The sequence below is a fragment of the Streptomyces sp. NPDC049040 genome (assembly GCF_043197715.1).
GTDB lineage: Bacteria > Actinomycetota > Actinomycetes > Streptomycetales > Streptomycetaceae > Actinacidiphila.
On sequence record NZ_JBICTO010000001.1, the window covers coordinates 715,811 to 728,776 of the forward strand.

Consider the following 12,966-nt stretch of genomic DNA (forward strand, 5'->3'; position numbering starts at 1 on the left):
GCACACGGAGGCGCACCCGCACCCGGGCGCGCGGTCGGCCGCCACAAACCGGCCGCCACAAACCGGCCGCCGAACCCGGCCGCCCGTTCACCCGTCGCGTGACGAGCTGCACGGGCCGGATGAGCTGCACGGGCCGGACGAGCCGGACCGGGGGCGGATCAGCTGGAGCCCTCGCCCGTGGACACCCAGATGGTGATCTTCTGGCCCGAGTCGACGTCGAAGTCCTCGAGCGACTTCGGCGTCTGGGCGGTGATGGTGCCCTTGCCCCACTGCTGCTCGTCCATGTACTTGATCTCGTAGGACCAGTCGGCGGCCTTCATGCAGGCCACGGCGGAGTCCACGTAGATCGAGGTGAAGTCGGGCATCGTCATGAGGTTGGGCTTGCCCGGGTTGATCAGGTCGTTGTGCGCCTTGGTGCACTCGGTGGACTCGATGGTGCGGCTCTGGTCGCCCTGGACGACGCTGTCCTTCGCGGAGGTGGTCGGGGAGCCGGAGTCCGAGGTGGTGACGGTGGGGTCGCCGGTCGGGTCGGACTCCGGGTCGCCGCCACCGCCGGACATGGCGATGAGGATCGAGACGACGGCGATGACGGCGACCGCCGCGACTGCCGCGCCCACGATCAGCGGGGTGTTCCGCTTGCGGCCGCCTCCGCCGCCTGGGCCTCCGCCCATGCCGCCGCCGGGCCGCCCGCCGCCCATGTGCTGCTGCGGCAGCGACGGGTGGGAGGGGTGTGACGGCGGCGCGCTCATGCCGTAGGCGGGGCTGGGCGGCGGGGTCTGGGCGCCGCCTTGCTGCGGGTAGCCGTACGCGGACGGCGGCGGGGTGGAGGGGCCGAAGCCCTGCGGCTGCGGTGTCGGCGCGTAGGGGGTGTGCAGCTGGGGCGGCGGGGACTGGACCGGCCCCTGGGGGGAGGGGAAGACGGAGGCGGAGACGCCTTCGCCGCGGTTGCCGGCCGCCGGGTCGCGGGAGATGAGCGGCATGGTGTTGCGGGTGGTGGCCGCGAGCACCCGGTCGCTCTCGTCGTGCATGGCGTCGGCGGTGGGGAAGCGCTCGGCGGGGTTCTTGCGGAGGGCGCGGGCGACCAGGGCGTCGATGGCGGGGGTGAGGGCCCGGTTGAAGGAGGACGGCGCGGGCGGCGTCTCCTGTACGTGCTGGTAGGCCATCGCGAGCGGTGAGTCCGCGTCGAAGGGGATCCGCCCGGTGAGGAGTTCGAAGAGCAGGCAGCCGACGGAGTAGAGGTCGGAGCGTTCGTCGACGCCTCGTCCCAGTGCCTGCTCGGGCGACAGGTACTGGGGGGTGCCGACGACCATGCCGGTCTGGGTCATGGAGGTGACCCCGGACTGCATGGCGCGCGCGATGCCGAAGTCCATGACCTTGACGATGCCGCGCCGGGTGATCATCACGTTGCCGGGCTTGATGTCGCGGTGGACCAGGCCCATTTCGTGGCTGACGGAGAGCGCGGCCAGGACGTCGCCGACGATTTTCAGCGCCCGGTCGGCCTGCATGGCGCCGTACTGGGCTATGTCGGCCGCCAGGACGTCGCCGAGCGGCTGGCCCTCGACGTATTCCATGACGATGTAGGGGACGACCTGGCCGTCGATCGTGTCCTCGCCGGAGTCGAAGACGGAGACGATGTTGGTGTGGTTGAGTTTCGCGACGGACTGGGCCTCGCGGCGGAAGCGCTCGCGGAAGGACTGCTCGTGGCCGAGATTGGTGTGGAGGGTCTTGACGGCCACCGGCCGGTCCAGCACGGTGTCATGTGCCAGGTGCACGGACGCCATGCCACCCTGGCCGAGCAGGTCGCGCAGTACGTACCGCCCGCCGCCGACCGAGCGCCCCGTATACCCGCCGCCCTGCGTGGCGTCCCCGCTCATCAGTACCGCTACCCCCATGAAGGTCCAACGGGAAGACACTCGTCCCCGAGCTTGCCCGCCAAGTCTGGCCGATCGCGCGAGCACGTCAAGTTCGTTGACCATCTCGTCACCTGATGCGCATCGGGCGCGCACAGAACCCGGAACTTTCGCAAGTATCAGGATCGGCCCGTCAAAGGCGGGTAAGCGGCTGGACGGGGGCCGTGGCCGGGTACGGAAAAGCGGTACGGTGGCGCACCAGACGAAGCACGAAGCGATGGCGAACAACGGCGAGGACTGATGGTCGACCCGAACGAGACGGCCGCCGGCACCGGAGCATCGGAGGCCCCCGGCGAGTCCCGCGGCGAGTCCCCCGGCCCGTGGGGCGTGGGCTCCTTCGTCGGCGAGGGCCGCTACCGGCTGAGCGGCCGGCTGGGCCGTGGCGGCATGGCGGAGGTCTTCGCGGCCGAGGCTGTACGGCTGGGCCGGATCGTCGCGGTGAAGCTGCTGCGCGGCGACCTCGCGGAGGACCCGGTCTCCAAGGCCCGCTTCACGCGCGAGGCGCAGGCCGTCGCCGGCCTCAACCACCATGCGGTGGTGGCCGTCTACGACTCGGGCGAGGACCGTACGCCGACCGGCACCGCCCCTTACATCGTGATGGAGCTGGTCGAGGGCCACACGATCAAGGACCTGCTGAACGGACCCACCCCGCCGCCGGTCGACCAGGCGCTGCTGATCGTCTCGGGTGTGCTGGACGCGCTGGCGTACAGCCACCAGCACGGCATCGTGCACCGGGACATCAAACCGGCCAATGTGATCATCACCACGGGTGGCGCCGTGAAGGTCATGGACTTCGGCATCGCCCGCGCCCTGCACGGCGCCGCGAGCACCATGACGCAGACCGGCATGGTCATGGGCACCCCGCAGTACCTGTCGCCCGAGCAGGCGCTCGGCAAATCCGTCGACCACCGCAGCGACCTCTACGCCACCGGCTGCCTGCTCTACGAGCTGCTCGCGCTGCGCCCGCCCTTCACCGGTGAGACCCCGCTGTCCGTGGTCTACCAGCACGTCCAGGACGACCCGCGGGTCCCGTCGCAGGTCAGCGACCGGGTGCCGCCCGAGCTCGACGGCATGGTGCTCCGGGCGCTGGCCAAGCAGCCGGAGGACCGCTTCCAGAGCGCGGAGGAGATGCGCGGTGTCGTCGGCTACGCGCACCAGGCGCTGACCCAGCAGGGCGGCTGGACCGGCGGCATGTGGAACACCGGTGTGGTGACCGCGGTGCTCCCGCAGCCGCCGCGCGCCGGCGGGCAGGGCGGTGGGCAGCATCCGGACGGGCGCAGCGGCAGCACCGCGGAGATGGGCCTGCCGCTGGTCGCAGGCGTGGTCGGCAGCGGGCCGGACGTCAAGGGCAGCGGCTACGACCCCGCGGGCTACGACACCGGGCAGGGTTCAGGCAACGGCCAGGGCGGCGGCAACCGCTGGCTCAAGCCGGTGCTCTTCGCGGTCGCGGCGGTGATGGCGGTCGTGCTCGGCGTCTATCTGGCGACCCAGAGCGGCGGTGACGGAGGCGACTCGCCCCCCGACACCAAGCCCAGCACCTCCGTGACGCAGGACCAGACGCAGCCGAGCGACGAGCAGCCCACCGAGGAGCAGCCGACCGAGGAGCAGCCGTCGGACCAGGGCGAGCCGAGCACGCCGCCCTCGACTCCGGCGACCAGCGCGCCGCCGACGACCCCGTCGACGACGCCGACCAAGAACACCCCGTCCTCGACGCCGACGAAGAACACCCCCTCGTCGACGCCGACCAAGACCACGGCGCCGCCCTCGGATCCCCCGGACAGCACGCCGGCTGCGCCGCCGACCACGCCGGACGACAACCCCGACGGGACCTGACGGCCCGGCCCGGCGGTGAAGGCCGGCCCGGCGGTGAAGGCCGGTTCGGCGGTGAAGGCCGGTTCGGCGACACCTGACGGATCAACGGGCGCCGCTACCCCGCGAACGCGTCGAGCACCGCCTCGTACTCCCCCGTCCACCACACGGCCAGCGCCGAGGCGGCGGGGAAGAGCGGGTCGGAGCGGGGGTCGCGGCGCTCGTAGCGCCAGTGCAGCATCCAGAAGTCGTTGAGCCGCTCCCACCACACCCGGTGGACGGCGGTGGCGACCTCCGCCTCGCCCGCACCCGACGCGAGCCGGTAGGCCCGCGCGTAGGCCCGCACCTTGCGCAGGTCGAGGCGGCCGTGCACCGGGTGCACGAAGAAGATGGCGGCCGCCCTGACCGCCTCCTCGGCGCGCGGCTGGACGCCGAGCCGGTCCCAGTCGACGATCGCGGCGGGCTCGTCGCCGTGGTAGAGCAGGTTGAGCGGGTGGAAGTCGCCGTGCACCCAGCCCTGCACGCGTCCGTCGGGCGCCGGGTCGGGCGGTCGGCGGTGGGCGTGCCGCCTGAGCAGGTCGCTGCGCTCGACCAGGCGGTGTTCCGCGAGGCCGTCGAAGTCGTCGTAGGGCCGGTGGGCGCGGACCAGGGCCAGCAGCCGCCCGATGTCGGCATGCGTACGGTCCGGGTCGGCGCTGGGCCGCGGGCCCGCGGCGGGCGGCGGTTGGACGTGGGCCAGACCGGTGTGCACCCGGCCGAGCAGGGTGCCGAGCCGCCGGGACTGGCCCGCGGTCAGTTCCGTGCCCTCGCGGTGGGTGCCGTCGATCCAGGGGAAGAGCGCGTAGCCGGTGCCGCCGAGCAGTGCCACGGTGCGGCCGTCGGTGGCCGGCAGCGGCGCGGCGGCGGGCAGGCCGAGCCGGGCCAGGCCCCGGGTGGCGCGGTGCTGGCGCGCGATGAGAGCGGGTTCCGCGGTGTCCGCGGCGATGTACTGCTTGAGGAAGTAGCGGCCCCGGGTGGTGGTCACCCGCCACCCGCGATTCAGCAGCCCCCGGGGGACCGCTTCGCAGGTCAGCGGCTCGCCCGCATTGTCATACCGGTGCAGCAGTGCGGTCAGCGAAGCCCGCGCGTGCGGCTCTGTCGCCGTGCCTGTCACGTGCCACAGCGTAGATCACTTAAGGGGGCCGTCCGGGTGGGGTGGCGCCACCCCACCCGGACCTGCTATTGGCATTTCCGTGACCGGGTGGCGCGGGTCAGGGGACCGGTTTCGTCAGGCGCGACGCGTAGGCCTGCGCCTGGGTGCGCTGCTCCATGCCGAGCTTGGCGAGCAGCGCCGTGACGTTCTTCCTGACGGTCTTCTCTGCGAGCCCGGTGTGCTCGCCGATCTGCCGGTTGGTGAGGCCTTCGCCGATCAGGTCGAGGAAGCGCCGCTCCTGACCGGTCAGGTCGGCCATCCGCTCCTCGTGCTCGCTGCGGCCGCCGCCCTCCCTGAGGCGTTCGATGACCTGGGCGGTGGCGACCGGGTCGAGCAGCGAGTGGCCGGCGGCGACCTCGCGGACGGCTGTGATCAGGTCGTCGCCCCTGATGACCTTGGGGACGTAGCCGGCGGCTCCGGCCATGACCGCGTCGAAGAGGGCCTCGTCGTCCGCGAAGGACGTGAGCATCAGGCACTTCACCGACCGGTCCTGGGAGCGGATCTCCCGGCAGGCCTCGACACCGCTGCCGTCGGGCAGGCGCACGTCGAGGACGGCGACGTCCGGGTGCGCTGCCGGCACCCGGTCCACGGCCTCGCTCGCGGTGGCCGCCTCGCCGACGATCTCGATCGCGGGGTCGACCGACAGCAGCTTGTTCACGCCGCGCCGGACCGCTTCGTGGTCGTCCAGTAGGAAAACCCTTATATGTCCGTTTTCACTCACCTGCCCAGCCTCGCACCCCGCGCCCGGGTCCGCCCGCCGTGGCCGAGCCGCCGGGGACCCGCGCCGGACCCGCCCCTGAACCCGCCCCCGCACCCGCCCCGACCCCCGCCCCCGACCCCCGCCCCGGACCCGCCGACCCCCGGCCCCGACTCGCCGAAGACCCGCCGAAGACTCGCCGGGCCCCCGGCCCCCCGCCGCGCTCCCGACCCCGCCGCCGCCCGCGGACCCCCGGGCGGCCCCTTACGTATGTCCGGCATCCGAGATACGGTGCCGTTGTCCCGGTGGCCTGCGGCAACAGGCCGACACGCAGACAGGCGGCAGGCCGACAAGGTCCTGCTCACCGGCCCGGTGGGTGCCCGCCGCGCGCACTTACTAGGAAATCCAAGCAAAACCGCAGGTCGGACGGCTTCGCGCGAATGCGGGACTTCTGGGTAACGTCTGTATTGCAGGCCACCCGCCGGGACACTGTCACGCCTGGCTCGGCCATGCCGCACACACCCCGTGCGTCCCGCCGGACCAGGTGCGCCGCCCCCCGAACACCTGGGGGAGGCCCCATCCTGCTCCCCGGCAGATCCCGGGGGCCGGACAGACGGAGGAGCGAACGTGAGCGTGAAGAGCACTGCCGCTGGGGGTGCCCCCGCGAAAGGCCGGGGGCGCGCGACCCGTGTAGCCGTCGCGAAGCGCCGTACCGGTGAGCCCGGGCTCGTACAGCTGCTGACCCCCGAGGGCGAGCGGGTCGAGCACGACGACTACGCGATCGACCTGACGCAGGAAGAGCTGCGTGGCCTGTACCGCGACATGGTGCTGACCCGCCGCTTCGACGCCGAGGCGATCACCCTGCAACGGCAGGGCGAGCTGGGGCTGTGGGCCTCGCTGCTCGGCCAGGAGGCCGCGCAGATCGGCTCGGGGCGGGCCACCCGCCCCGACGACTACGTCTTCCCGACGTACCGCGAGCACGGTGTCGCCTGGACGCGTGACGTGGACCCGCTCAACCTGCTGGGCATGTTCCGCGGCGTGAACCACGGCGGCTGGGACCCCAACGAGAACAACTTCCAGCTGTACACCATCGTGATCGGCTCGCAGACGCTGCACGCCACCGGTTACGCCATGGGAGTGGCCAAGGACGGAGCCGACGCCGCCGTCATCGCCTACTTCGGCGACGGGGCCTCCAGCCAGGGCGATGTCGCCGAGGCCTTCACCTTCGCCGCCGTCTACAACGCGCCGGTGGTCTTCTTCTGCCAGAACAACCAGTGGGCCATCTCCGAGCCGACGGAGAAGCAGTCCCGGGTGCCGATCTACCAGCGCGCCGCGGGCTACGGCTTCCCCGGTGTCCGGGTGGACGGCAACGACGTGCTCGCGGTGCTCGCCGTGACCAGGGCCGCGCTCGAGCACGCCCGCAGCGGCCAGGGGCCGATGCTGGTGGAGGCCTTCACCTACCGGATGGGCGCGCACACCACGACCGACGACCCGACGCGCTACCGCCGCGAGGAGGAGCGCGAGGAGTGGGCGTCCAAGGACCCCATCGCCCGCCTCAAGACCTACCTGGAGCGCGAGGGCTTCGCCGACGAGGCCTTCTACGCCGAGATCGACGCGGAGAGCGACGCGCTCGCCAAGCGGGTGCGCGACGGCGTAAGGAACATGCCGAATCCCGGCACCATGGCGATCTTCGAGAACGTCTACGCGGACGGCAGCTCGCTCGTCGACGAGGAGCGCGCGCAGTTCGCCGAATACCTGGCGTCCTTCGAGACCGGGGACGCCACGACCGCGGGAACGGGGCACTGATCATGACCCAGACGATGGCAGTGGCCAAGGCCCTCAACGAGTCCCTGCGCAAGGCGCTGGAGAACGACCCCAAGGTCCTTATCATGGGCGAGGACGTCGGGAAGCTCGGCGGCGTCTTCCGTATCACCGACGGCCTGTACAAGGATTTCGGGGAGGGGCGGGTCATCGACACCCCGCTCGCCGAGTCCGGCATCGTCGGCACGGCGATCGGCCTGGCGCTGCGCGGCTACCGGCCGGTGGTGGAGATCCAGTTCGACGGCTTCGTCTTCCCCGCCTACGACCAGATCGTCACCCAGCTGGCCAAGATGCACGCCCGCGCGCTCGGCAAGATCAAGCTGCCGGTCGTCATCCGCATCCCCTACGGCGGCGGCATCGGCGCGGTCGAGCACCACAGCGAGTCGCCCGAGACGCTGTTCGCGCACGTCCCCGGGCTCAAGGTGGTCTCGCCGTCCAACGCCTCCGACGCGTACTGGATGCTCCAGCAGGCCATCGAGTGCGACGACCCGGTGATCTTCTTCGAGCCGAAGCGGCGCTACTGGGACAAGGGCGACGTCGATGTCTCGGCGGTGCCCGGTGATCTGCACCGGGCGGTGGTCGCCCAGCAGGGCACCGATGTCACGCTGGCCGCCTACGGGCCGATGGTGAAGGTGTGCCTGGAGGCGGCGGCAGCGGCCGCCAACGAGGGCCGTAGCCTGGAGGTCGTGGACCTGCGCTCGCTCTCGCCGATCGACTTCGACACGATCCAGGCTTCCGTCGAGAAGACCCGCAGGCTGGTCGTCGTGCACGAGGCGCCGGTCTTCTACGGTGCCGGCGCGGAGATCGCCGCCCGGATCACCGAGCGCTGCTTCTACCACCTCGAGGCGCCCGTGCTGCGGGTCGGCGGCTTCCACGCCCCCTACCCGCCGGCCCGTCTCGAGGAGGAGTACCTGCCGGGCCTGGACCGCGTACTCGACGCCGTCGACCGCGCGCTGGCGTTCTGAGGAGAGGGTTGTGACGACCATGACCGCACAGGCACAGCGCTTTCGTGAATTCCGGATGCCGGACGTCGGCGAGGGCCTCACCGAGGCGGAGATCCTCAAGTGGTACGTGGCGGTGGGCGACACCGTCACCGACGGCCAGGTGATCTGCGAGGTCGAGACGGCGAAGGCGGCCGTCGAACTGCCCATCCCCTACGACGGGGTGGTCAGCGAGATCCGCTTCGACGAGGGCACGACGGTGGACGTCGGTACACCGATCATCGTGGTGGACGCGGGCGCCGGCACCCGTGAGGGCGACCCTCCCGCGGCGGAGCCCGCTCCCGCTGCTCCCGCCGCGCCCGCAGCCGAGGAGCAGAAGCCGCCCGTGAAGCGGGAGGCGGTGCTGGTGGGTTACGGGGTCGCGCCGTCCTCGACCACCCGCCGCCCGCGCAAGCCCGCCGCGGCGGCCCCGGTGAACGGCACCCCTGCGGCCCCGGCCGCGGCCGCCCCCGCAGCGGTCCCCGCTCCGGCGACGGCGCCCGCTCCCGCCCCCGCCTCCGCGCCCGCTCCGCGGTCGGCCGAACGTCCGCTGGCGAAGCCGCCGGTGCGGAAGCTGGCCAAGGAGCTCGGCATCGACCTGGCCACCGTGGTGCCGACCGGGCCGAACGGCGTGGTGACCCGCGACGACATCCGTGCGGCCGCGGCGCCCCCCGCGTCGCTCCCGTCGGCCCCCGCGCAGGCCGCGTCCGGCGCGGCGCCCGCCTTCGCGCCCGGCGAGCGGGAGACCCGCATCCCCATCAAGGGGGTGCGGAAGGCCACCGCCCAGGCGATGGTGGCCAGCGCCTTCACCGCCCCGCATGTCACGGAGTTCGTGACCTTCGACATCACCAGGACCATGAAGCTGGTCCAGGAGCTGAAGGAGGACCGCGCCTTCACCGGGCTCAAGGTCAGCCCGCTGCTGCTGGTCGCCAAGGCCCTGCTGGTCGCGATCCGCCGTCATCCCCAGGTCAACTCCGCCTGGGACGAGGCCGCGCAGGAGATCGTCCACAAGTCCTACGTGAACCTCGGCATCGCGGCGGCCACCCCGCGCGGCCTGATCGTCCCGAACATCAAGGACGCCCAGGACAAGACGCTGCCCGAACTGGCGTCCGCGCTGGGCGAGCTGGTGGCGACGGCCCGCGAGGGCAAGACCTCCCCCGCGGACATGCAGTCCGGCACGGTCACCATCACCAATGTCGGCGTCTTCGGCGTCGACACGGGCACGCCGATCCTCAATCCTGGCGAGTCCGCGATCCTGGCCTTCGGGGCGGTCAAGTTGCAGCCCTGGGTGCACAAGGGCAAGGTCAAGCCCCGCCATGTCACCACGCTTGCCCTCTCCTTCGACCACCGCCTGGTCGACGGCGAACTCGGCTCGAAGGTGCTGGCGGACGTGGCCGCGATCCTGGAGCAGCCCAAGCGCCTGATCACCTGGGCTTAGCCCTTGCGCCGAGCGGAGGCTCCCGGCGGACAAACGTCCGGGAGTCTCCGCTTCTGCGTGTTTCCGCTGTTTCGGCGGCAAATTGTGCTGCTATCGCCCCATGGTCGTCAATGTCTCCGTCGTCCTGCTGCTGTTCGTCATCGCGGCACTCCTGATGCACAACAAGAGCCTCAAGGTCAGCCACGCCATCGTCTGCGGGCTGCTGGGCTTCTGCCTGGCCGGGTCGAGCCTGGCCCCCACCATCCAGTCCACCGTCGCCTCGACCGCCGATCTGGTGAGCACGATCCACCCGTAGGCACGGTCGTTACGATGATCGGATGAGCGAAGACGGCACGATACTGCTGCGGCCGGTCGGCGAGGACGACGTGCCGGCGCTGACCGGCATGATCAACGATCCCGCGATCGCCGCACCCTTCCAGTGGTTCGGCTGGCAGGACCCGGCCCGGATGTCCAGGAACTGGGCCGAGAACGGCATGCTCGGCCCGGACGGCGGCAGGCTCGCCGTGGTCGACGGGACCGGGCTGCTCGGCCTGGTCTCGTGGCGGAAGATCGAGACGGCGGGCGCGTCGCACTTCTGGAACATCGGCATCATCCTCTTCCCGGAGGCGCGCGGCCGGGGCGTGGGCACCGAGGCCCAGCGCCTCCTGGTCCGCTACCTCTTCGCGCACACCCCCGTGATGCGCATCGAGGCGGACACCGAGGTGGACAACATCGCCGAGCAGCGTTCCCTGGAGAAGGCCGGCTTCACCCGCGAGGGCGTCCTGCGCAGCGTCGTCTTCCGTGACGGTGCCTGGCGCGACGGCATCATCTACGGCATCGTCCGCGGCGACCTCACCACCGGCGCCTAGCTCCGGCCCCGCTGCGGGAGCCCCGCCGCGGGAGCCCGGCCGCAGCGCCGAAGCCCGGCCCCGCCTCGGGATCCCGCCCCGGCGCCGGAGCCCGCCGTGTGCGGCGGCCCGCACGCCGTCCGGATCCCGCACGCCGTCCGGATCCCGGACGGCGTATCGGGCGGCCCGCTGTTGTATCTATGATGTGCGCATCATGGATGCAGCCGCCGTCGCGACCCCGGTCGCCGTCAAGTCGCCCCCCGCAGCCGAGCGGGTCTACCTGCACGTCAAGGCAGGGGTGCTCGACCGCAGTTACGAGGGCGGCACGCTGCTGACCGAGGGCGGCCTCGCGGACGCCGTCGGGGTGTCGCGCACCCCCGTGCGCGAGGCGCTGCTGCGGCTCGAGGCGGAGGGGCTGCTCAAGCTCTACCCGAAGAAGGGCGCCCTGGTGCTGCCGGTCTCCGCGCAGGAGATCGCCGACGTCGTCGAGACCCGGTTGCTGGTCGAGCAGCACGCGGTCGCGAAGCTGGTGGGCGCGCTGCCCGACCGGCTGGTCGCCCGGCTCGAGGAACTGCTGGCCGAGCAGCGCGGGCACGCGGCCGCGGGGGACCTGGCGGCCTTCGCGGTCGCCGACCGCTGCTTCCACGCCGAGATCGTGCGCGCGGCCGGCAACCGCATCCTCTCCCAGCTCTACGACCAGCTGCGGGACCGCCAGTTGCGGATGGGTGTGGCGACGATGCACGCGGAGCCCAGCCGGGTCGCCATGAACATCGCCGAGCACACGGAGATCCTGGACGCGCTGCGCCACGGCGGCCCCCGGCAGGCCGAGGCCGCGGTGCGCCGCCACCTGTCGCGGGTCAACACCCTGGCCAGGGGCGAGTCGTGAGTGCTCAGGCGGGCAGGGCGCTGCCGGGGGACCCGCCGGGAGGCCGGCGTGCCGCCCTGGTCTGGGGCGTCGGCACCCTGGTCTACCTGGTCGCGGTGGTGCACCGCACCAGCCTCGGGGTGGCCGGCATCGACGCCGCCGACCGCTTCCACATCGGCGCGTCCGCGCTGTCGTCCTTCTCGATCCTCCAGGTGCTGGTCTACGCCGGCATGCAGATACCCGTCGGCCTGATGGTGGACCGGCTGGGCACCAAGCGGGTGCTGATGCTGGGCGCGGTGCTCTTCACCAGCGGCCAGCTGGCCTTCGCCCTGTCGCACTCCTACGGCATGGCGCTCGCCGCCCGCGCGGTGCTCGGGTGCGGTGACGCGATGACCTTCGTGAGCGTGCTGCGGCTCGGGTCGCGCTGGTTCCCGGCCCGCCGCGGGCCGATGATCGCGCAGGGCGCGGCGCTCTTCGGGGTGGCGGGCAACCTGGTCTCGACGGTCGCGCTGTCCCGGCTGCTGCACTCGGCGGGCTGGACGCCGACCTTCCTCGGCACCGCGATCGGCGGCGCCTTCGTGCTGCTGCTGGTGGCGTTCTTCCTCCAGGACCACCCCGAGGGGCACGAGCCGGCGCCCGCGGAGCACGTGGGAGCCGCCTACGTACGGCGGCAGATCGCCGCGGCCTGGGCGGAGCCGGGCACCCGGCTGGGGATGTGGACGCACTTCACCACGCAGTTCTCCGGCATGGTCTTCCTGCTGCTGTGGGGCCTGCCCTACCTGGTCGAGGACCAGGGGGTCTCGCGCGGCACCGCGGGCAGCCTGCTGACCCTGGTGGTGCTGGCCAACATGGTCTTCGGGATGATCTTCGGCCAGCTGATCTCCCGCCACCACGGGGCCAGGATGCCGCTGACGCTCGGCGTGATAGCGGCCACCGCGGCGATCTGGGCCGTGGTGCTCGGCTGGCCCGGCGGGCAGGACCCGATGTGGCTGCTGGTGCTGCTCTGCGTGGTGCTCGGCGCCTGCGGCCCCGGCTCGATGATCGGCTTCGACTTCGCCCGCCCGGCCAACCCGCCGGAGCGCTTCGGCACGGCGTCCGGCATCGTCAACATCGGCGGGTTCACGGCGTCGATGCTGACCCTGCTGGCGGTCGGGGTGCTGCTCGACGCCACGGGCGACGACTACCGGGTGGCCTGGAGCAGCGTCTTCGTCCTCCAGGCGGTCGGCACCGTGCAGATCCTGCGGCTGCGCCGGCACAGCGAGCGCCTGGAGCGGGAGCGGATAGCGGTCAGCCGGGTGGAGAGCGTCCACAGGTCCGCCGCGGCGGTGGGCGGCGAGTAGACCGGTACGGGCGCGGGCACTATGCCCTTCTGGGCGTCAACCCGCCATTACCGCACGGTGGTTGGCGCACGCGACCCCATCGCGAGG

The 12,966-nt window shown here is 72.2% G+C and carries 11 protein-coding genes; 8 read left to right on the forward strand and 3 right to left on the reverse strand.

All coding sequences use genetic code 11. The features are described from left to right. Positions 1 to 158: 158 nt before the first annotated feature. Positions 159 to 1,874 (reverse strand): protein kinase, encoded by a 1,716-nt coding sequence (locus ACGFMP_RS03280; RefSeq protein ID WP_393669931.1) that lies wholly within the window; start codon positions 1,872 to 1,874, stop codon positions 159 to 161. Positions 1,875 to 2,150: 276 nt separating this feature from the next. Between ACGFMP_RS03280 and ACGFMP_RS03285 the strand changes: the two genes are divergently transcribed. Continuing rightward, a complete protein-coding gene (locus ACGFMP_RS03285) occupies positions 2,151 to 3,743 on the forward strand; it encodes a protein kinase (RefSeq protein WP_393669932.1) in 1,593 nt (530 codons plus the stop codon). A 94-nt stretch (positions 3,744 to 3,837) separates the two neighbouring features. Here ACGFMP_RS03285 and ACGFMP_RS03290 read toward each other — a convergent pair whose 3' ends face one another. Next, complete coding sequence (locus tag ACGFMP_RS03290; RefSeq protein ID WP_393669933.1) at positions 3,838 to 4,872, reverse strand: phosphotransferase; 1,035 nt, start codon at positions 4,870 to 4,872, stop codon at positions 3,838 to 3,840. A gap of 97 nt (positions 4,873 to 4,969) precedes the next feature. After that, positions 4,970 to 5,632 carry a response regulator gene (locus ACGFMP_RS03295; RefSeq protein ID WP_393669935.1) on the reverse strand — a complete coding sequence of 221 codons (663 nt, stop codon included), beginning with the start codon at positions 5,630 to 5,632 and terminating at the stop codon, positions 4,970 to 4,972. A 603-nt stretch (positions 5,633 to 6,235) separates the two neighbouring features. On the opposite strand from ACGFMP_RS03295, the gene pdhA reads away from it, so the two are divergent. The 7 genes from pdhA (at position 6,236) to ACGFMP_RS03330 (ending at position 12,879) form a co-directional block, all read left to right on the forward strand. Then, on the forward strand, positions 6,236 to 7,414 hold the full coding sequence (gene pdhA / locus ACGFMP_RS03300) for a pyruvate dehydrogenase (acetyl-transferring) E1 component subunit alpha (RefSeq protein WP_393669936.1): 1,179 nt from the start codon (positions 6,236 to 6,238) through the stop codon (positions 7,412 to 7,414). 2 nt (positions 7,415 to 7,416) lie between these two features. Beyond that, positions 7,417 to 8,394 (forward strand): alpha-ketoacid dehydrogenase subunit beta, encoded by a 978-nt coding sequence (locus tag ACGFMP_RS03305; RefSeq protein ID WP_393669937.1) that lies wholly within the window; start codon positions 7,417 to 7,419, stop codon positions 8,392 to 8,394. A 19-nt stretch (positions 8,395 to 8,413) separates the two neighbouring features. Beyond that, positions 8,414 to 9,847, forward strand: coding sequence for a dihydrolipoamide acetyltransferase family protein (locus ACGFMP_RS03310; protein WP_393670318.1), 1,434 nt, complete (start codon positions 8,414 to 8,416; stop codon positions 9,845 to 9,847). Between the two features lie 100 nt (positions 9,848 to 9,947). Next, positions 9,948 to 10,142, forward strand: a complete 195-nt coding sequence (locus ACGFMP_RS03315; RefSeq protein ID WP_393669939.1) for a hypothetical protein — start codon at positions 9,948 to 9,950, stop codon at positions 10,140 to 10,142. Between the two features lie 22 nt (positions 10,143 to 10,164). Continuing rightward, complete coding sequence (locus tag ACGFMP_RS03320; RefSeq protein ID WP_393669941.1) at positions 10,165 to 10,695, forward strand: GNAT family N-acetyltransferase; 531 nt, start codon at positions 10,165 to 10,167, stop codon at positions 10,693 to 10,695. A gap of 193 nt (positions 10,696 to 10,888) precedes the next feature. After that, a complete protein-coding gene (locus tag ACGFMP_RS03325; protein ID WP_393669942.1) occupies positions 10,889 to 11,560 on the forward strand; it encodes a GntR family transcriptional regulator in 672 nt (223 codons plus the stop codon). Then, positions 11,557 to 12,879 (forward strand): nitrate/nitrite transporter, encoded by a 1,323-nt coding sequence (locus ACGFMP_RS03330; RefSeq protein ID WP_393669943.1) that lies wholly within the window; start codon positions 11,557 to 11,559, stop codon positions 12,877 to 12,879. The genes ACGFMP_RS03325 and ACGFMP_RS03330 overlap by 4 nt, the downstream gene beginning before the upstream one ends. The last annotated feature ends 87 nt before the right edge of the window (positions 12,880 to 12,966 follow it).